Raw genomic sequence first — 19,790 nt, forward strand, 5'->3', positions numbered from 1 at the left:
GTATTTTATCATTTATTTAAGGAAATATTTTTCAATATCATCTAACATAAGGTTCGCAGCTTTAATACCGCCTGCTGTATTCCAAATTACCTCATCTACTTGGAATACTTTATTATTTTTAGAAGCCTGTAGTTGCTTAAAGAGTGGATCTTCTGTCCATTCCTTCGCTAACGAATTTCCTTCATTATTCTTATCTGCATCTTTATCAGACGTGAAATAGAATAAGTAGTCTCCGTCCATATTTGGAATCTGCTCTTTTGTAATTCCTTTTATCGCAAAATCATCTTTATCTTGTAATGGTGGTCGTTTAAATCCAATATCATTTAAAACAACGCCCGAGAATGAGTTTTTTTGATAAATACGAACATCACCTGGCACGAAACGAATAATAGAAACTTTAGAATTCAATTTATCGCCCAACTTCTCTTTCATTCCTTCAATGCGTTTTTTATAATCATCAAGAGCTTTTTGCCCTTCTTTTTCTTTATTTACAGCTTTTGTATAAAGTGTAAAGTTTTCTTTCCAATCACCGCGTAATGTTTCTGCATAAACAGTTGGTGCGATTTCTTTTAGCTGATCATATATTTTTTCATGACGCATTTTATTTCCGATAATTAAATCTGGCTTAAGCTTCATTACAGCCTCTAAATTAATATCACGTTCAGTTCCTACAACTTCCGTGTTTTTTAACTCTTTCGCTAAATGAGGATACCATTCATCACTAGCACGTGGTTTCGTAGTCCCCACTGGCGTTACGCCCACAGCTAGGAGAGCCTCTGCGCCTTCATTTGTTAAAACAACAACTTTTTTAGGTGTACCATTTACTGTCGTTTCACCCATTGCATGCTTTACCGTATATGAATCTTTTGCTTTCGCTGATATATTATTTTCTTTTTTCTCTTCTTTACTACATCCTGCAATTACAACCATGAGTATCATAATGCAGAACATAATTAGTTTTTTAGTATGTATCATATGTCCTCCCTAGATGAAATCGATTATCATTAACATTTAAAGATTAATGTATCTTACATACATTGTCAATGTATATCAGAAAACTTTTTTAATATATACTATTTAGATTCTATCCGCTTTTCTAATGTTTCTTTTTAAAACATAGTGCATAAGTATGAAAAAAAATGTTGTTATTAAAATGCGTACCCTTGTTATACATAACAAGGATACGCATCCATATTGCACTATCATTTTAATTCCTAATATTGAGTATACTTAATATACGCTGAGTCATTATATACCCACTGATTTCCCCCAAGGTTTAACCAACCATTTTCATTTATATATACTAAATAAGATTCTGGAGAATTTAATTGGCGGATAACTGCAAATGTAGTTGATGGACCACTTCTTAAATTTACATTCATCCCTTGTATATATGCAACCCCAATCGGGCTTCCATCACTATTGCTTGTCTTTACAAAATTAATGTAAGAAGAATCATTATACACCCATTGTCCATTCCCCAAATCTAGCCATCCATTACTTTCTTGATATACAACGTAAGATTCTGGAGAATTTAATTGACGAATAACTGAGGAAGAAGTTGATGGACCATTTCTTAAATTTACATTTTTCCCAAGAACATAAGCGATTCCCTTCGTTTGAGGTGTCGGTTGTGGGTTAGGAGGTTGTGGATTTGGAGTTACTCCAAAAATAGCTGCTATTCCATTTGCATACGCTTGACTTAGATCTTCAATAAATTGTGGATTTTTTAATAAATTTGCATCAAAAGCTGTATCAATAAAAGCAGTCTCAGTTAAAATTGCATCCATTGCGGTTTCTCTTAATACCGCATAATTTTCTTTTTTTGCTCCTCGATCACGAAGACCATATTTTGTTAATACAGGATTGACAGCTGTATGCATTTTTTGTTGCTTTGCATATGCAGTGCTGCTATTGGATAACGCATTATAAATATAACTTTCAAAACCTGTACCCCCGCCGCTATTAATATGAAATGAAATAAAATAATCCGCACTGAAAGCATTAGCAATATTAGCACGTTCAGATAAAGAAATAAACACATCACTATCACGTGTCATTTTAATTGTAATTGGGTAATTTACCGTTAAAATGTCTCGAACGCGTCTAGCAATTTGAAGTGTTAAGTTTTTTTCTACTAAACCATTACCAACAGCACCAGAATCATATCCACCGTGCCCTGCGTCTATAACAAGTTTCATTTTATTGCCCCGCCCCTTTCTTGTAATATGTTTGCATTTCTACTCGTCCTATTTTATGTGAAATGTACAAGTTCTGTTACAATTGCAAATAAAAAACCGCCTTATGTAAGGCGGTTTCTATCATCTTGCTTTAACCAATTTAAAATAAATATATACGATTGATAGTGAACATAACGTATGCAAAATAAAATAAATAAAAGTGCTATTCCAACACCACTATAAAGTAAACCGAACTTTAAAAAAACATTTACAAGTGGTGGAAAGTTTATTAGATTTTGTAATGTACTAAGCATACAAAACATAATGAAAAAGACAGGGACGTATTGTAATTCATACGGCTTTTTTTTCTTAATCATTCTTTTCCGAATGATTATATGACATAATTCTGCTACTATAAAGCACCCTCCAATTAATACAAGACCAGAAGTCATCGTCATACATCCACCTGCCTTATATTTATTGTATCGCATAAATAATCATCGTTATATTTTCTTTACATACTCTTCATCTTCTGAAGTAAAACCAAAACTCTCTATGAAAGACTTCGCCTTTTCTGTTAATTTCTCTTGTAGCACTTTTATTTCTTTCACATTTCTTTGTTTCATCATTTCTTCAAATGTAAAATACGTATTTGTACCATAACCGTAACCTTGGTAATCAAAATGAATAATTAGCTGTGATAAAACAGCCCGTTCCTCTTGTACACTATAATCTATTACACCAATATATGTATCATCAACTTTCACACAGTACTGTACCTTTTTCTCACCTAAACTATGCGATTTAAACATTTCTTTAACAACGCTTTCATTTTCTACAGTAACTTTCTCAAACGTAATCATATGTTGTCCATCCTTTTACTATTATTGTATCAATAATACTTCCTATTTATGAAAAAAACCTTAAGACCGTATGCGATCTTAAGGTTTTTCTAATTAAACTAAGCTATACGCACGTTTTGTTTCTTCATGGAACTTATTCGTATCGTATTTATGCTCAACATAAATTTGGTGCCATACCATAAACGCAAGTACAGTCCAAATTTTACGGCTATAATCGCCTTTATCTGCACAATGTGCTTCCAGTAAGTTTAATACATACTGTTTGTCGATTAAATGCTCTGTCTTACTTTCGTTTATAATATTTATAGCCCAATCATGCATTTCGTCTTTTAACCAGTGACGAATTGGTACTGGGAATCCAAGTTTTTTACGATCTAATACGTGATCTGGAACGATTCCGCGTGCTGCTTCACGTAAAATAGCTTTCGTAGTTCCGTTAGCAATCTTAAATTCAGTTGGAATTTTAGATGCAACATCGAATACTTCTTTATCTAAGAACGGTACACGAAGTTCTAATGAGTTTGCCATTGTCATTTTATCAGCTTTTAATAAAATGTCACCGCGTAACCATGTGAACATGTCAATGTACTGCATTTTACTTACATCATCATAATCTTTAATCTCGTTATACAATGGTTTCGTGATATCCATATAGTTAACACTTTCATTGTAATACTTCATTAATTCAGCTTTTTCTTCTTCACGGAAGATTTTAGCATTTCCATAGTAACGCTCTTCAATTGGTGTACATCCACGCTCTAGGAAGCTCTTACCTTTAAATCCTTCTTTAAGAGCACCACTTAATGCTTTTAGAACGCTCTTACCTGGGCTAGGAATGTAAGAGAACATTTTTAGTGAATTTGGCTCACGGTAAATGTTATAACCACCAAATAGCTCGTCTGCGCCTTCACCAGAAAGAACAACTGTTACATGTTTACGTGCTTCTTTCGCAACGAAGTACAATGGTACAGCTGCTGGATCAGCTAAAGGATCATCCATATGCCAAATGATTTTTGGGAACTCATCCATAAATTCTTTCGCTGAAATGAATACGTTATGGTTTTTAACGCCTAATTTCTCAGCAGTTTCTTTCGCAACATCAACTTCACTGAAACCACGTTGCTCAAAACCAACAGAGAATGTTAAAAGATTTGGATTCATTTCTCTTGCGATAGAAGCGATGATAGATGAATCGATACCACCAGATAAGAATGAACCTACTGGTACATCACTACGCATATGCACTTTTACTGAATCATATAACACATCACGAATTGCTTGGATATGCTCCTCTTTCGTTGCACTTGAAGCGTTGAAATAAGGTTTCCAGTAGCGATGGATTTCCATCTCTTTACCGATTTCTTTTACGAAATAATGACCAGGCTCGATTTTATTAACATCAATTGTTAAAGTTTCTGGCTCTGGACCATATTGGTACGTAAAGTAATGTTGTAGTGACGTTGGATTAACGCCTTTATCTTCCATCACATGCATAATACTTTTCTTCTCAGATGCGAAGAATGTAGTATCACCTTGTTGTGCGATGTATAAAGGTTTAATACCGAAGTGGTCACGTGCACCGAAAAGTTTCTTTTCTTCACGATCCCAAATCATAAATGCAAACATACCACGAAGGTAATCTACACATTTTTCTTTCATATGTGCATACAATGCAATGATAACTTCTGTATCAGATTGCGTTGCAAACGTTGCACCTTTTTCAAGTAACATTTCACGTAATTCTACATAGTTGTAAATTTCACCATTAAAAATAATTACATATCGATCATTTTCATAAGTTAGCGGCTGATGTCCTGCCTCTAAGTCAATGATGCTTAAACGGCGGAAGCCAAATTGTACATGTTCATCACGAAAATATCCTTCGTCATCTGGACCACGGTGGAAAATCATCGTGTTCATATTTTCAAATTGATGTTTTTCTGTTTCTGAAAACTCTCTAGGGTTTTCACATAAACATCCTACAAAACCACACATACTTCTTACCCTCTTTCAGTTTTCATTCTGTCTCTATACTACTATATCAACCCTATTTATACTAGCATAATCAACTGAATATGGCGACCAAAAACTATAAAAAAATCACTCCATTTCACATTTTTAACAATTTTTTATGAAAACATGAAAACTAGGCACTCACCTTTCTCCGCTTTTGTCATATGATATTGCAAATTGATTTCTAGGAGGGAATACCATGAGTGAAGAAAAAAAAGATTCTTCTCGCCCACCGGTTCGTAATTACTTAAAGCAAATTGATGATTTCTTCGAGCAAACACCTCTTCGCAATGTAATCGCTGATTTAAATCATTTTTTCCAAAAAGGAAACCGTTTATTAACATTCCCTGTAGATTTATATGAAGTTGGTGAAGAACTCGTTGTTACAGCTGAACTACCAGGTATACAAAAAGAACAAATCCAAATTGAAATACAAAGTGAATACTTAAAAGTCTCTGTAAAAGAAGAGATACTTGAAGAGGAAGAAGAACAAACATCCCATAACTATTATCGCCGAGAACGTTCCATTTCAGAAGCATCAAGATTGATTAAATTGCCGTATTCAATTAATAAAAAAGCGGCAAAAGCTTCTTATCAAAACGGCGTATTAGAAATTCGGGCGCCGAAACTTCCCCAGCAACATGACATTTTATCGATAGACTAATGCAAAAAAATAAGGGTGCTATGCACCCTTATTTTTAACCCACTAATCGCTTCATATCACGTATAATGTCTTCGTATGGCGTATTACTAATGCCACTATACTTTTTCATTACTTTTCCGTTTTGATCAATTAAATAAAATGATGTACCATGCATGACCTGACCGTTCTCCGGCTTATCTACAAGTGATTGGAAATTATCTTTTGAAAACTTTGTAATATCTTCTAACGAATACCCCGTTAATAAATTCCAGTTACTAGTATCCTCTGTAAACTTTTGAATAAAAGCTTTCAGATTTTCTGGCTTATCGAGGTCTGGATCTACACTAAATGAAACAAACTGAACGTCTAATTTCTCTTCTTTTGCCATCTTTTGAAGCTTGGCCATATTTGCAGTCATTGGTGGACAAACTGTCTGACAATTTGTGAACATAAAATCTGCAACCCAAACTTTCCCTTTTAAATCTTTTGTACCAAATTGCTTTCCATCTTGATTTGTAAATTGGAAGGTTTCTAAATCCCAATTTAATGGTTTACGAAGCTTTGAACCTGATTCACTACATCCAGCAAGTACAAAGAGACAAAATACAACCATAAGACCAATTATTTTTTGATAACGCTTCATTTATAAACCTCTTTTCTCTATCCTAAATTTAAATAGGTTATGTTTATAATAACAAAAGTTAACACTACGAGAAAATTGTTTACTACATTTGTTCACGAAATCGTACGAATTTACGTATGTTACTTCTTTATTTCAAGCGAATTACTAGACAAAATATATTTTTTTACTATTATTTCTATAAATAAAAGTGATAAAACTAATTTTATTGTTACTTTTGTAAATACCTCTCCCTATTTTTTAACAATTCCTTAAACATTAATCCATGTTTTACACTGTATTCCTTAACAACATTTCGGTACAATACAAATACAACGATTTTAAATGAGGTGATGTTCATGGCAAAGCGCTATGAAAATATGGATAATGTTAGTACAAAAAAATCAATTCGCTCTTTTTTACGCTGGCGTAAAGAACGAAAGCAAAACAAAAAAGATTTTTCTTTCTTAGTAGAACAATCACCCGTTAAACAAAGTGCATTTTTGCAAAGTAATGTTGAAAAAACGACTATCACATGGATTGGGCATTCCACTTTTCTTATCCAAACGAATGGACTTAATATATTAACAGATCCAGTATGGGCTAATAAATTAAAGCTAGTTCCAAGACTTACAGAACCTGGACTCTCTATAGAAGCACTACCTAAAATTGATATTGTCCTTATTTCACATGGTCATTATGATCATTTAGATTTTTCAACTCTTCGTCAGTTGAATGATGATGTTCTATATCTTGTACCTATTGGATTAAAAAAATTATTTACTCGTAAGAAATTTAAACATGTAGAAGAGTATAAATGGTGGGAAAGTACGATAATGAACGAAGTTTCTTTTCACTTCGTACCTGCTCAGCACTGGACGAGAAGATTCTTATTTGATATGAATACGTCTCACTGGGGTGGATGGATTATTGATAATGAAACGACTATGGAAACCATATATTTTTGTGGTGACAGTGGCTATTTCCAAGGTTTCAAAGAAATTGGTGAACGCTTTTTAATTGATATTGCTCTTATGCCCATTGGCGCTTATGAACCAGAATGGTTTATGAAAGTATCTCATGTTTCACCTGAAGAGGCCGTGCAAGCTTATTTAGATTTAAACGCTACGCATTTTATACCAATGCATTACGGAGCTTTTGCACTCGCCGATGAAACACCTCGTGAAGCAATAACTAGACTTCGAAATAATTGGAATTTGCGCATGTTACCGTGGGAACAACTGCATGTACTCTTTTTAGGTCAAACTTTTATTTATAGTAACGCAACAAATAATAAGCAAATAAACGAAAAAATTGAAACTTTACATGTGTAACGTAATGACTGATTTTCTATATCCAACATATAATATAGAAAATCCTATAGTGAAAATTTAATTAGTGGGTTTTCTTCATCCCCACTGATTATTTGCCTTCACCAATCAAGCTTTTACGGGCAGCCCGCTACCTAACCTCTTTGCTCCAGCTAAATTTGAGGTAGAGAGTTTTACTGTCCGCAAATAGCGGGATAAAGGGTGTTTTCTATGAATGAATATTTACAGACTCGCTATATCATTAGCGGTAGTGCCTGTGTAGCTCTTCTTATTTCTTACTTTCTATTTACATAAAAAAGCTACTTGAAATATATTTTCAAGTAGCTTTTTTATTACTCTGCTAAATACATAAATCCGATTGCGCCCGGACCTGTATGAGTACTAATAATAGGCGTTGTATAGAAAATTTCTGATTGAGCAAATCCACTCACTTTTTCAACCGCCGCTTTCATACTTTCAGCTAAAGGAATTGCTTTCGCATGCGGAATTGCAACAGCTTTTACGACTTTTCCAGCCGTATCTTGCTCAAATAACTTAGCTAATGTTTTTACAATTTGGCCTTGGCTACGAACTTTCGTTACAGGATTATAAACACCGTCTTCAAGACTAGCAATTGGCTTTATATTAAGTAGCGAACCGATAAACGCTTTTCCTTTACCGATACGTCCACCCTTCACTAAGTTTTCTAATGTATCCACTACTACATATAAACGAGTATTCTTTCTTACTTCATCTACACGTTTTAAAATTTCTTCTAGTGAGCGTCCGTCATTTGCCATTTTTGCAGCTTCAATTACTTGATATGCTAAAGCATGTGTAATAAATTGAGAATCAACAACTGTTACTTTTGTATCAGTCATTGATGCAGCGCTATTTGCAGTTGCTACAGTACCGCTCATTCCACTTGTCATATGGATAGAAAGGACTTCGCTTCCATCTTCCCCTAGCTTGTCATACATTTCTACAAATGTACCCATAGCTGGTTGTGATGTTTTTGGTAATTCCTCTGATTTAATCATTTCTTCAATAAATTCGTCAGGTTGTAAATCAACGCGATCTAAATATGTTTGTCCATTTACAGAGATTGATAATGGTAAAACATGAATGTCATACTTTTCGATTACGTCTTGTGATAAATCTGCCGTTGAATCTGTTACAATTTTAATTTTTTGCATACTATACTTCTTCCCTTTCCAATACGCTCTCCTTGTTATTATACTAGTATTCCCATTGCTTTCAACAATTTGGAACGAAATTTCATCAAATTAATTATATTTTCATATCTAAAATGAAAAAGACAGAGTTTACTAACCCTGTCCGTACTTCGTATCATGCATTTTTTTCAAGGGTATTTGTTTTATATACATTTAAATAATCATTCCACTTCAAACAATTTTGTAAATATTCACGGAAAGAATACGAAAATCTTGGGTGTTTTTGTTTTTGAATTTTTGCAATAAATAATTGAAGACGAGACTGAATTAGAAACGATAATGGATGCTGTGCCTGTAGGACAGGGATTTCAAATATTTTAATGCAATCCCCTGTTGAATGAGTGAAATAAAAACTTTTCGTAATCACAATATCAATCCTCTTTTTCATTGGATTTTTGAACTTCCTCTACTTTGCGCTGTAACACGTTGTTTAAAGTGGAGTAAAATCAGACTTATATGATTTCTGTAGTCCTTATGGCTAGAAGATTTATACTCTATTCATCTCCACCTAATTCACCTTCCCGTTCTAAATATCTCTGAGACGGGAATCTCATTATCCATCAATTGTTTAATACATTTAGTATAAGCTTATAAAAGCGCAAAGTTTGTCTAAATTTTGGAGATTCTATAATTTTTTTCTTCTATATATTGTATACGTTTATAGCTATAGTATAACAAATAAATAAAAAAGTGCCTTTATAACGAGGCACTTTTCGACTGCATTTCTTCTCTTTTCTTTTTCCTCTTACTAACAACCTTTGATAACGCAATACTTACTTCATAAATACAAATAAGCGGCACTGCAACTAAACTATGAGATAAAAAGTCTGGCGGTGATATACAAGATGCAATGATAATTAATGCTACGTAAGCATACCTTCTTATTTTTATTAAAAATTCCGCCGTAAGTATTCCAATACTAGTTAAAAACATTACAACGACTGGCAATTCAAAAATCACAGCAAATGGAACTGTTAAATTAAGTACAAAATGAAAATACTTTTCTGTCGTAAACATCGTATTAAACATTTCATTACCTATCGTAGTTAAAAAGTGAAATAGAAACGGCATTACAATAAAGTATCCAAAACATAAACCTGCGATAAATAATATAGACAATACCGGTATATACATTATTGTCATCTTTTGTTCATTTGGATGTAAACCCGGTTTTACAAATAACCAAATTTGTATAGCAGCAAAAGGAATTGTACAAACGATAGCAAATACTGTAGCAATCGAGAAAAAAATCCACAATACATCACTTGGACCGAGAACAGTTAATTTCATTGGTAAATCTTTTACAAGCCAAAAATAAATATCCTTTGTAAAAGTAAATCCAATAATTAAAAATAGTACAAAGGATAACACCGTATATATTACTCTTTTTCGAAGCTCAACAATATGTTCTACTACGCTCATTTCCCGATTTTCCATCTCGTTCACCACACTTTATTTATCCATTACAAGGAAAATACACTACATTTTTTCTTTCTTTTCCTTTTCTTGAAATGCGTCATCTGTCAATTCTTTCGTTGATTTTTTAAACTCTTTTAACGTTTCCCCTAAAGCCTTCCCGATTTCCGGCAATTTTTTAGGTCCAAATAAAATGAGTACTGCTACTAAAATTAAAATTAACCCTGGAAAGCCAATATTTGAAAACATTTCCCCATCCCCTTTATTAGTAGTTTCCTTGTCCTACTATTACATAATTTTATTTTGTCAAAAAAGTTTGAAAACGTCAACAAATCCATTGTCTTTTGTCAAAAAAATTCAAAAATATAATCAATTATACAAATTTCATTTTCTATTGCTCTTGTGTATGATATGGTAAGGGAAATGACATATTATTTTATGATAGTAGAAAGGATTTGCATTATGACTGAAAAAATGACACGAATGACCCAATTTGTAAAAGAAGAAATTGCAAATGCAATTACACATGGTATCGGTGCCATTTTAAGCATCCCTGCCTTAATCATATTGATTATTCATGCTTCTAAGCACGGTACCGCATCAGCCGTAGTTGCATTTACTGTTTATGGTGTAAGTATGTTCTTACTGTACTTGTTTTCAACATTGCTACATAGCATTCATCATCCTAAAGTAGAAAAAATATTTACTATTTTAGATCATTCAGCCATTTACTTATTGATTGCTGGCACGTATACTCCTTTTCTACTTATTACACTTCGTGGCCCATTAGGATGGACGTTGCTTGCTATAATATGGACACTAGCAATCGGAGGTATCGTCTTCAAAATTTTCTTTGTACGTCGCTTTATAAAGGCTTCAACTTTATGTTACATCATTATGGGATGGCTCATAATCGTTGCTATTAAACCACTTTATGAAAATCTAACTGGACATGGTTTTTCACTACTTTTAGCAGGTGGAATTTTATATTCTGTTGGAGCTATATTCTTCCTTTGGGAAAAGCTACCTTTCAACCATGCCATATGGCACCTGTTCGTTTTAGGTGGTAGTGCGATGATGTTCTTCTGTGTACTCTTTTATGTCTTACCTACAGCATAATAAAAAAGGATTCAGCTTACGATAAGCTGAATCCTTTTTTATTACTTATGTAATTGTGAGGCAATAACTTCCTGTGTATGCTTCGTTAATTCTTTAATATCCATATTCGCATAATCTTCAGGTGTAATCGGCTTAGAAATTGTTACTGTTGCATGAGCTGGCTTCATACGATTTCCATTCGCTTCAAACATCTTATATGTACCATCTAATGTTACAGGTAAAATTGCTACACCTGACTTTACTGCCAGATGAAAACTACCAGCCTTAAACTCTCCAACTTCGCCACCCTTACTTCTCGTTCCTTCAGGGAAAATTACGATAGAATGTCCATTCTTTAATAGTTCAATTCCATCTTTAATCGCTTGAAGAGATTGACGACGATCGCTACGATCCATAAATACACAATTCATCAGTTCCATCCAAGTTGGTACAACTGGGAACTTTTTAATCTCTGCTTTTGAAACGAATCCAATTGGTTTATTTAAGTAACCTAGTAAAACAGGGATATCCATATTACTTTGGTGATTACTTACAACTAGTACTGGCTTGTCTTTCGGAACATTTTCAAGTCCTTTCACTTCTACTGCCCCTCCAGCTACACGTACCATTTTCTTACCAAACCAATTTGTCGTTTTATACACAGCATTGTCTTTTTCTTTTGGCGCCATCGTATTTACTTGTCTTTTAAGACGCCACATTCTCGGTGTAATCGCAATTACGATTAAAATTAAATAAAAGATTTTAAAAAACGTTTGAATCATACAGAACCCCCACCTATTATCATTCCGACCTTCATTATACTAGACAAACGAAGGAAAAAGAAGAAAAAAAGTCCAAACAGCAAGTGTTCGGACTTTTCAAGCATTCTATATTAGAAACGTTTTGCTAATTCACGAGCATTAGCAATTGCTGCTTCTTTAATTTCTTGTGCTTTTTCAGGGTTTGCATTCATACCTTCAACTGCAATATATTCAGTATCATTTACACCGACAAATCCTAATACAGTCTTTAAGTGATTGCGACCGAAGTCTACAGCTGCGTATGCTCCTTCAGAATATACGCCACCTGTTGCTTGAATGTGAAGCGCTTTTTTACCTTCTAATAAGCCGACTGGACCATTTTCAGTATATTTGAATGTTTTACCTGCGATTGCTACGTTATCTAAGTATGCTTTTACTACTGGTGGATAGCTAAAGTTCCACATTGGAGTTACGAATACATAACGATCTGCATTCATAAATGTTTCTAAGTTTGTGTTCATTGCTGCTACTTTTTGTTGTTGAACTTCAGTTAAAGCTTCAAAGCCTTCACCTGCTGCAAATTTACCCCAAGCAGCAAATACATCTGCATCAATTGCTGGTACTGTAGTGTTGAATAAATCAATTGTTACAACTTCGTCTTGTGGATGTTCGTTTTTATAAGCTTCGATGAAAGCTTCCCCTACTGCCATTCCGAAAGAACCTTCTGCTGAATTTGGATTTGCTGTGATAAATAGTACTTTTGTCATTGTATTCTCTCCCTTTTTTCTCTTTATCTTTAATTCAAGATTTATTTTTCAAAAGTTAACAACTTACCTTATGTAAGTATAATACAAAAAGTTTTAATCAATGTCAATAAAAAATAGCTACTTTTTTTTCGTAAGTTAATGATTTACTTTGTTTCCTTAAAATTTAGTATACGGATATTACAAACTCTTTCATATAAATAGGCTACCTCTACAACTTATAGAGATAGCCTACTATTACATATTATTTTTGAAATACATGTTTTACTTTTTCAGCTGGAATATTACTTCCGCCTCTACCTTTTACATCTTCAATCATCATTGTAATGACCATATCTGGGGAATTTAAATCAAATGCAGCGAACCAACCTAGTTCTTTTCCTTCGGCCTCTTTTGATACTTTTAATTCCGCTGTACCTGTTTTTCCAGCAAGAGTCATGCCATCAATTTTAGCAATTTTCCCTGTACCATCTGGATCATTAATTACTTTCGTCATTGCAGTTTTTAATATATCCTGATTTCCTTTAGAAATTACATTTTCTTTCCAAGCTTTGGGTTGTTTATCTGTTTTAATAATATACGGTGACGGAATCGTTCCATCATTTACAATTGGCGCATACGTTAAAGCTAAATGAAGAGGAGTCATTAATACTTGTCCTTGTCCATATCCCGTATCTGCCATTTGAATATCATTTTTAATGCCGTCATTTGCAATTTTAGAAGCAGGGAATCCATATTCAATTGGTAGTTTCTCATCGAATCCGAATTTTTTTGCTTCACTCATAAACTTGTCTTTTCCGATTTTCAAAGCTTCTTGTGCGAAGTAAATATTATCCGAGTATTTCATCGCCTTATCAAGATCAATCGGATTTGCATCTTTCACACGCGTTACATAGTAATTACCCCAAGAAGAATCTTTTGTCCATTTTAATCCTTCAATTTTCAACTCTTCTTTTGGATCAATCGTTTTCGTTTCAAGACCAATTGCAGCTGTAATAGGTTTAAATACAGAACCTGGTACCGACAATTGTGTAAAGCGATTTGTCATTGGTTTTTTCGGATCATTATTCCAAGCTTCGCGTTGTGCCTTCGATGTCCCTCGTGCAATTATATTAGGATCATATGCTGGACTACTTACTAGTGCAATTGTTTCTCCACTTTTCGGATTAATTGCTGCACTTGAACCAGCTTCACCCTTCATTTCATTATACGTTTTTTCTTGAACAGCACTATCAATAGTTAAAGTTACATTTTCTCCATCAACAGCATCTGTTTTTGCCAAGTTTTTAATTTCTTTTCCTTGCGCATCTTCTACAAAGACACGGCCACCTTTTTTACCGCGTAACTTTTCCTCTAATACTTGCTCTAAACCAGCTTTCCCAACTGGGTCATCAGCTTGATAGCCTTTCTTTTGTAGCGTTTTTAAATCTTCAGCATTTACCTTTCCAATATAACCAGTCAGATGAGCTGCCGCTTCCCCTAACGGATATGTACGAACATTTACAGGTTTTGTTGAAACACCTGGTAAATCAATGTACGTATTTTGTGTTGCCCCTTCAGGCAAAATTCCAATTGGTACGAGATACCCTGGTTTTACCCATTTAGCAGCTAATTTTTGATCAATTTCTTCTACAGACATATTTAATAACTTCGCTACTGTTTCTTTCGTTTGCGGAGCAGTATCGCCTAACTTTTCAGGAATCAATCCGATTTCAGAAGCTTTCCCATTCGTTGCAAGACCTTTTCCATTACGATCGTATATTTCACCACGTTTTGGCTGTGTTGTCTGCATACGCACTTTACTATCTTTCGTCATGCCTGGGAAAATAAAATCAGGAGTCCAATCTATTTTCCAAGATTCTTTATCTCCATCTTTTTCTTTCACCATTTTTGCTTCATGACCAAATGTAATTTTACCACCAACTGTATCCATGCTTACTTTAAAAGGAACAGGGCCTTCATCTTTTTTATCTTCTTTTACTTCCCCTGTTTCTACCTTTAAGTCTTTCACTTCGATACCAGAATAAATTTTTTCATATTTCTCAGTAAACTCTTTCTTTGAAATATCTTTTTTTGCATTTTTTGATAGTTGATCATACATATCTGCAAATTTTTGTTTATTCCACGCTTTTACATATGTATCAAACGATTCTTGTGGTTTTTCTTCTTTACCACATCCAACTAACATGAATGTTAAGCAAAGAAAAAGAATCCCCCATATCTTTCTCAATCGATTCTCCTCCTCTTTCTATATTAGTACTTTTGAAAATTTTAGCATTTTTACATGCTACCTATCATTATAGCACTATCGAATCTCATCTATAAACTTATATTAGTGAATATAAATAAAAAGATTGATGCGAATTCTCACATCAATCTTTTTTATTATTGTTGTTTCTCATATACATGGTAATAATACGTATATGGGTTTTTTTCATCCGTTAAACCTTTTTCTACAAAAATCTCTTTCCAATTTGTCATATCTATTTCTGGGAAGAATGTATCTCCTTCAAATGCATGATGGATTTTTGTTATATATAACTTGTCTACATAAGGTAAAAAGAGATCGTAAATTTGCGCTCCACCAAAAATAAAAATCTCTTCTTCATTTTTACATAGTTCAAACACTTCTTCTACAGAATGAACAACTTCACAGCCTTCAACATGATACCCTTCATTACGAGTTACAATAATATTACGTCTTCCAGGCAGTGGTCTACCAATCGCTTCATAGTTCTTTCTTCCCATAATAAGCGGGTGACCCATCGTTGTTTTCTTCACGTATTGTAATTCACTCGGTAAACGCCAAGGTAAATTATTATCTTTACCAATTACTCTATTTTCGTCCATAGCGACCATAAATGAAACAATCATTTTTTCATCTCCTCTACAATTATACTGCAACCGGTGCTTTAATTGCTGGATGCGGATCGTATCCTTCAATCGTTAAATCTTCCATTTCAAAATCGAAAACAGATTTCACATCTGGATTTAATGTAAGTTTCGGGAATGGACGTGGTTCACGTGCCAATTGCTTTTCTACTTGTTCAAAATGATTTGTATAAATGTGTGCATCACCAATTGTATGAACAAATTCTCCCACTTCAAGTCCGCATTCATGTGCAATTAAATGTGTTAGTAGTGAGTAACTTGCAATGTTAAATGGAATTCCAAGGAATATGTCACCACTTCTTTGATATAACTGACAAGAAAGCTTTCCATCTGCTACATAAAACTGGAATAGCGTATGACAAGGCGGTAAGGCCATACTTGGCACATCTTCTGGATTCCAAGCAGAAACGATTAAACGACGTGAGTCTGGTGTTTTTTTAATCATTTCAATTACATCTTTTAATTGATCAAGTGTCTCACCAGCTGTCGTTTTCCAAGCACGCCACTGTTTACCGTAAACGTCTCCTAAATAACCATATTTATTTGAGAACTCATCATCTTCTAAAACGTTCTTTTTAAACAATTCCATTTGCTCGTCGTACTGTACTTTAAATTCTTCATCTTGTTGTGAGCGAAGACCAAAATCAGTCATGTCAGGACCAGTATACTCATCACTTTCTACCCAGCTCTTAAAAGCCCATTCATTCCAAATGTTATTATTATGCTGCAATAAATAGCGAATATTTGTATCACCTTTCATAAACCAAAGCAGTTCACTTGCTACAAGGCGAAACGGTACTCTCTTTGTTGTTAATAAAGGAAAACCTTTACTTAGATCAAAACGCATTTGATATCCAAATACAGATACAGTGCCTGTCCCTGTACGGTCTTCTTTCTTCGTACCATGTTCCATTACATGGCGGCATAAATTTAAGTATTCATTTTCAGCATGTTTCATATGTAGGAAAACCTTCTTTCAATCGTATATGCAATTTATCATAACATGAAAAATGATAAATTTAATAATCCTAATTAATAAAATTTCTTGCGCTAATTCTTACAAAATTATTAACTTTCCGAATATAAAAAGGTTTTCATTTTCTATTACCGAAAGTATAGTGCGGTAGAACAAAATTTATATTTGGAGGTTAGAAGTATGTCTAAAATTGAAACGCCTGTTATGACTTCTTTACAAACAACGGTTGAAAAAATGATGAAGGATTTAAATGTTCCTGGTGCTGCTGTCGCTGTTATAAAAGACGGTGAAGTTATTATTTCAGAAGGTTTTGGCTATCGTAATATAGAAACAAAAGAGGCTGTTACACCGAATACTCGATTCGCAATCGGTTCCTCAACGAAAGCATTTGGCACACTTTCATTAAGCTTGTTAGCACAGCAAAAAAAGTTTAATTGGGATACCCCTATCCAGTCTTATATACCTAACTTTACTTTATCTGAACTACTTGCTAGCTCACAAGTTACAGGACGGGATTTAGCTTCTCATCGAACTGGAGTGAGTCGTCATGAGGCTCTTTGGTACAGTTCTTCCTTATCTCGAAAAGATCTCGTTGAAAAAATAAAACATTTACCACTTGATGCACCGTTCCGGACTGCATTTCTATATAACAACTTAATGTATGCAACAATTAGCTACATTGTTGAAAACATTACAAATCAAACGTGGGAGCAGTACACTACAGAACATATTTTAGAACCTTTAAATATGAGACATACAAACTTCTCTGTTAACGATTCACAAACTACAGATGATTATGCTTTACCTTACATTGAAAATGACGGTGAAATAAAAGCAGTTCCATTCCGTAACATCGATACAGTTGGCGCTGCTGGGTGTATTAATTCCACAATTGAAGATATGGCACATTGGGTACTTCTCCACTTAAATGAAGGAAAATTTGGAGATCATGAATTAATCTCCTCTGAATTATTACAACAAATGTATACACCACACAATTCAATTCCAGACCAACCGGTTTTATCACTCCCTGAATCTCCATTAAATAGTTACGGTCTTGGTTGGTTTATTAGCGCTTATCGTGGTAAAAAAGTGATTCATCATGGCGGTAATATCGATGGATTTTCAGCGCTTGTTTCATTCATACCAACAGAAAACATAGGCCTTGTCATTTTAACGAATGCTGGAGGAACATTACTTCCTACTTATCTCGCTAATCAAATTTATGACGAACTACTTGAATTAGAATCCATTGATTGGCATAAACGTGCTGTAGAAGATACTAAAAAAATGAAGGAAATGATGAAAGAAGCAACTGAATCCCTCCCTGAACAAATTAAAGGGACTACACCTTCGCACAAGTTAGAGGATTATACTGGTACTTTTGAACATCCTGCATACGGAACATTACAAGTATACAAACGAGATGATTCGTTATATGCACAATTTATGGAAATGGATATTCAATTAGGGCATCATCATTACGACATCTTCTCTGCAAAAGTTGACTTATTCCAAATGAAAATGAGCTTATTATTCGCTTATGAAATGAATGTAAGTGGTGAATTCCCATCCCTTCAGTTACATGTACCAGCTACATTAAGTACTCAGCCGCTTACATTTAAGAAAATTAAATAAGTATTTTGATGGTAAAAAATAAAGGTAGGTGCGAATCACACCTACCTTTTCTATTTCATATCAATCTTATCTGGTTGAAACCAAATTGGCTTCGATAACTCAAAGTTATTATGATCCTCTAAAACTATAGTAAGACGCTCTAACATATCCTCTAACATATGCGGTGCTGCTCGTAATGTCCAGACAACTGAGGAGAAAACTGTCATGCCAACGTACACTGTGTATAATTTCCAGAACTCCTCTGGTATTTTCCTATTAAAGTATCCTTCTATTTGTCCGATTGAATACGGAATACTAATGTCCCTTGCAAACAGTGCAATTTTCACAAAATCATGAAGTGGGTCGCCCCAGTCGTAGCCATTAAAATCAACAACACCTACATATTTTCCATCCCGTACAATTATATTTTCTAAATGAAAATCATCGTGTTGAAATCGATTTGGGCGGTTCTTTAAAGATATTTCATTTTCTTCAATAAACTTTATGATTTTATCATCATTTTTTATGTTTATTCCACATGTTTTATATGCCTCTAAATATTTACTATGTTTTTTCATTGCTCTTTCATACCATGGAAGTATATTATTAGGAGCTTCATATGTATGCATTTTTGCTAAATCTTTTCCTGCCTCTATACCAATATCATATTGTTCTTTTGGTGAATACGTAGGCAATAGCTTCTTCGCATCCTCCCCTTCTAAATATGAAAAAATGCCATAGCATAAACCTTCTTCTGCCAACAAACCCATTTCAATTGGTTTTTGTGCTTGCACACTACGATTTTGCATTTCATTTAAAATTTGAAACTCTATTTTCTTTCTTTCATACTCTTTTATATCGCCTGTCCGCAATAAATATTTTTCATTATTCGTACTCGTAATTATATATTTCTTATCAGGCGAAAAACCTTTAGAAATTTCTTTAATATCCACTGCATCTTTTACTATTTGTATATTATTTTGCCATGCTGTAATTATCTTCATATCTATTCCCCTTACATTTCTGCATTTGGTGTATAGGCAACTTCTACAATAAATCCATTCGGATCGTAAAAATCAATCGTATAATAACCTTCCGAATAATGATCCATTTCAATTGGACCACGTATTACCTTCACTTTCGTACTAGAAAGAAAATCTGCTACTTCATCAACTACTTCTCTATGAATAGCTTGATAACAAATATGTCTAGGCCCTAACGTCCTTACAATTTCCTCATCTACTTCTTTAAAGTATATTTCACTTTCTCCTGTGCTATATGCTACTTCATTTAACTTTCTCCACCCAATTATGGAAAACAACTTATTATAAAAAGAAATGGATTCCTCTAAATTTGCTACCCAAAATTCAATATGATGAATGCCTGCTCGCAGTGTATTCATA

General features: G+C 33.9%; 21 protein-coding genes. 4 read left to right on the plus strand and 17 right to left on the minus strand.

Features of this window, described 5'->3' with window-relative positions:
- Positions 1 to 12: 12 nt before the first annotated feature.
- The 5 genes from ACZDYH_RS13175 to asnB all read right to left on the minus strand — a co-directional run bounded on the left by ACZDYH_RS13175 (position 13) and on the right by asnB (position 5,038).
- Positions 13 to 975: an ABC transporter substrate-binding protein gene (locus ACZDYH_RS13175; protein ID WP_474886392.1), complete on the minus strand. Its 963-nt coding sequence runs from the start codon at positions 973 to 975 to the stop codon at positions 13 to 15.
- Between the two features lie 239 nt (positions 976 to 1,214).
- Entirely contained in the window at positions 1,215 to 2,201 is a 987-nt protein-coding gene (locus tag ACZDYH_RS13180; RefSeq protein WP_474886393.1) for an N-acetylmuramoyl-L-alanine amidase, read from the minus strand.
- A gap of 101 nt (positions 2,202 to 2,302) precedes the next feature.
- Entirely contained in the window at positions 2,303 to 2,632 is a 330-nt protein-coding gene (locus ACZDYH_RS13185) for a hypothetical protein (protein ID WP_000200455.1), read from the minus strand.
- Positions 2,633 to 2,683: 51 nt separating this feature from the next.
- Entirely contained in the window at positions 2,684 to 3,043 is a 360-nt protein-coding gene (locus ACZDYH_RS13190; RefSeq protein WP_000627523.1) for a GNAT family N-acetyltransferase, read from the minus strand.
- 93 nt (positions 3,044 to 3,136) lie between these two features.
- A complete protein-coding gene (gene asnB, locus ACZDYH_RS13195; protein ID WP_000333816.1) occupies positions 3,137 to 5,038 on the minus strand; it encodes an asparagine synthase (glutamine-hydrolyzing) in 1,902 nt (633 codons plus the stop codon).
- Positions 5,039 to 5,255: 217 nt separating this feature from the next.
- Between asnB and ACZDYH_RS13200 the strand changes: the two genes are divergently transcribed.
- Positions 5,256 to 5,720 carry an Hsp20/alpha crystallin family protein gene (locus tag ACZDYH_RS13200; protein ID WP_001288085.1) on the plus strand — a complete coding sequence of 155 codons (465 nt, stop codon included), beginning with the start codon at positions 5,256 to 5,258 and terminating at the stop codon, positions 5,718 to 5,720.
- 34 nt (positions 5,721 to 5,754) lie between these two features.
- Here the strand turns inward: ACZDYH_RS13200 and ACZDYH_RS13205 are convergent, their stop codons facing one another.
- On the minus strand, positions 5,755 to 6,342 hold the full coding sequence (locus ACZDYH_RS13205; protein ID WP_000833335.1) for an SCO family protein: 588 nt from the start codon (positions 6,340 to 6,342) through the stop codon (positions 5,755 to 5,757).
- 335 nt (positions 6,343 to 6,677) lie between these two features.
- Here ACZDYH_RS13205 and ACZDYH_RS13210 point away from each other — a divergent pair, with 335 nt between their 5' ends.
- Positions 6,678 to 7,652, plus strand: coding sequence for an MBL fold metallo-hydrolase (locus ACZDYH_RS13210; protein ID WP_368968889.1), 975 nt, complete (start codon positions 6,678 to 6,680; stop codon positions 7,650 to 7,652).
- 329 nt (positions 7,653 to 7,981) lie between these two features.
- On the opposite strand, the gene ACZDYH_RS13215 is transcribed toward ACZDYH_RS13210, so the two are convergent.
- From ACZDYH_RS13215 to ACZDYH_RS13230, 4 genes are all read right to left on the minus strand, one after another.
- A complete protein-coding gene (locus ACZDYH_RS13215; protein WP_001169470.1) occupies positions 7,982 to 8,824 on the minus strand; it encodes a DegV family protein in 843 nt (280 codons plus the stop codon).
- A gap of 154 nt (positions 8,825 to 8,978) precedes the next feature.
- Positions 8,979 to 9,230 carry a DUF2535 family protein gene (locus ACZDYH_RS13220; protein WP_000629012.1) on the minus strand — a complete coding sequence of 84 codons (252 nt, stop codon included), beginning with the start codon at positions 9,228 to 9,230 and terminating at the stop codon, positions 8,979 to 8,981.
- A gap of 329 nt (positions 9,231 to 9,559) precedes the next feature.
- Positions 9,560 to 10,300 carry a twin-arginine translocase subunit TatC gene (tatC, locus tag ACZDYH_RS13225; RefSeq protein WP_000431523.1) on the minus strand — a complete coding sequence of 247 codons (741 nt, stop codon included), beginning with the start codon at positions 10,298 to 10,300 and terminating at the stop codon, positions 9,560 to 9,562.
- 42 nt (positions 10,301 to 10,342) lie between these two features.
- Positions 10,343 to 10,528: a twin-arginine translocase TatA/TatE family subunit gene (locus ACZDYH_RS13230; RefSeq protein WP_000492443.1), complete on the minus strand. Its 186-nt coding sequence runs from the start codon at positions 10,526 to 10,528 to the stop codon at positions 10,343 to 10,345.
- Positions 10,529 to 10,741: 213 nt separating this feature from the next.
- Between ACZDYH_RS13230 and trhA the strand changes: the two genes are divergently transcribed.
- Complete coding sequence (trhA, locus tag ACZDYH_RS13235; protein WP_000136889.1) at positions 10,742 to 11,398, plus strand: PAQR family membrane homeostasis protein TrhA; 657 nt, start codon at positions 10,742 to 10,744, stop codon at positions 11,396 to 11,398.
- A gap of 41 nt (positions 11,399 to 11,439) precedes the next feature.
- On the opposite strand, the gene ACZDYH_RS13240 is transcribed toward trhA, so the two are convergent.
- The 5 genes from ACZDYH_RS13240 to ACZDYH_RS13260 all read right to left on the minus strand — a co-directional run bounded on the left by ACZDYH_RS13240 (position 11,440) and on the right by ACZDYH_RS13260 (position 16,752).
- Positions 11,440 to 12,159 (minus strand): lysophospholipid acyltransferase family protein, encoded by a 720-nt coding sequence (locus tag ACZDYH_RS13240; RefSeq protein ID WP_000616577.1) that lies wholly within the window; start codon positions 12,157 to 12,159, stop codon positions 11,440 to 11,442.
- A gap of 110 nt (positions 12,160 to 12,269) precedes the next feature.
- Positions 12,270 to 12,905: an FMN-dependent NADH-azoreductase gene (locus ACZDYH_RS13245; protein ID WP_000170025.1), complete on the minus strand. Its 636-nt coding sequence runs from the start codon at positions 12,903 to 12,905 to the stop codon at positions 12,270 to 12,272.
- A 241-nt stretch (positions 12,906 to 13,146) separates the two neighbouring features.
- On the minus strand, positions 13,147 to 15,132 hold the full coding sequence (gene pbpC, locus ACZDYH_RS13250; protein WP_368968884.1) for a penicillin-binding protein 3: 1,986 nt from the start codon (positions 15,130 to 15,132) through the stop codon (positions 13,147 to 13,149).
- 155 nt (positions 15,133 to 15,287) lie between these two features.
- The gene (locus ACZDYH_RS13255; protein ID WP_000637205.1) at positions 15,288 to 15,776 is read right to left on the minus strand and encodes a dihydrofolate reductase; all 489 of its coding nucleotides are present in this window, start codon (positions 15,774 to 15,776) and stop codon (positions 15,288 to 15,290) included.
- A 19-nt stretch (positions 15,777 to 15,795) separates the two neighbouring features.
- Positions 15,796 to 16,752, minus strand: a complete 957-nt coding sequence (locus ACZDYH_RS13260) for a thymidylate synthase (protein ID WP_000679609.1) — start codon at positions 16,750 to 16,752, stop codon at positions 15,796 to 15,798.
- Between the two features lie 198 nt (positions 16,753 to 16,950).
- Here ACZDYH_RS13260 and ACZDYH_RS13265 point away from each other — a divergent pair, with 198 nt between their 5' ends.
- On the plus strand, positions 16,951 to 18,408 hold the full coding sequence (locus tag ACZDYH_RS13265; protein ID WP_000034343.1) for a serine hydrolase: 1,458 nt from the start codon (positions 16,951 to 16,953) through the stop codon (positions 18,406 to 18,408).
- A 50-nt stretch (positions 18,409 to 18,458) separates the two neighbouring features.
- On the opposite strand, the gene ACZDYH_RS13270 is transcribed toward ACZDYH_RS13265, so the two are convergent.
- A complete protein-coding gene (locus ACZDYH_RS13270; RefSeq protein WP_000692085.1) occupies positions 18,459 to 19,391 on the minus strand; it encodes an aminoglycoside phosphotransferase family protein in 933 nt (310 codons plus the stop codon).
- 11 nt (positions 19,392 to 19,402) lie between these two features.
- The gene (locus ACZDYH_RS13275; RefSeq protein ID WP_001094666.1) at positions 19,403 to 19,789 is read right to left on the minus strand and encodes a VOC family protein; all 387 of its coding nucleotides are present in this window, start codon (positions 19,787 to 19,789) and stop codon (positions 19,403 to 19,405) included.
- Position 19,790: the final 1 nt, after the last annotated feature.

This window comes from Bacillus sp. EB V-12 (assembly GCF_056158125.1).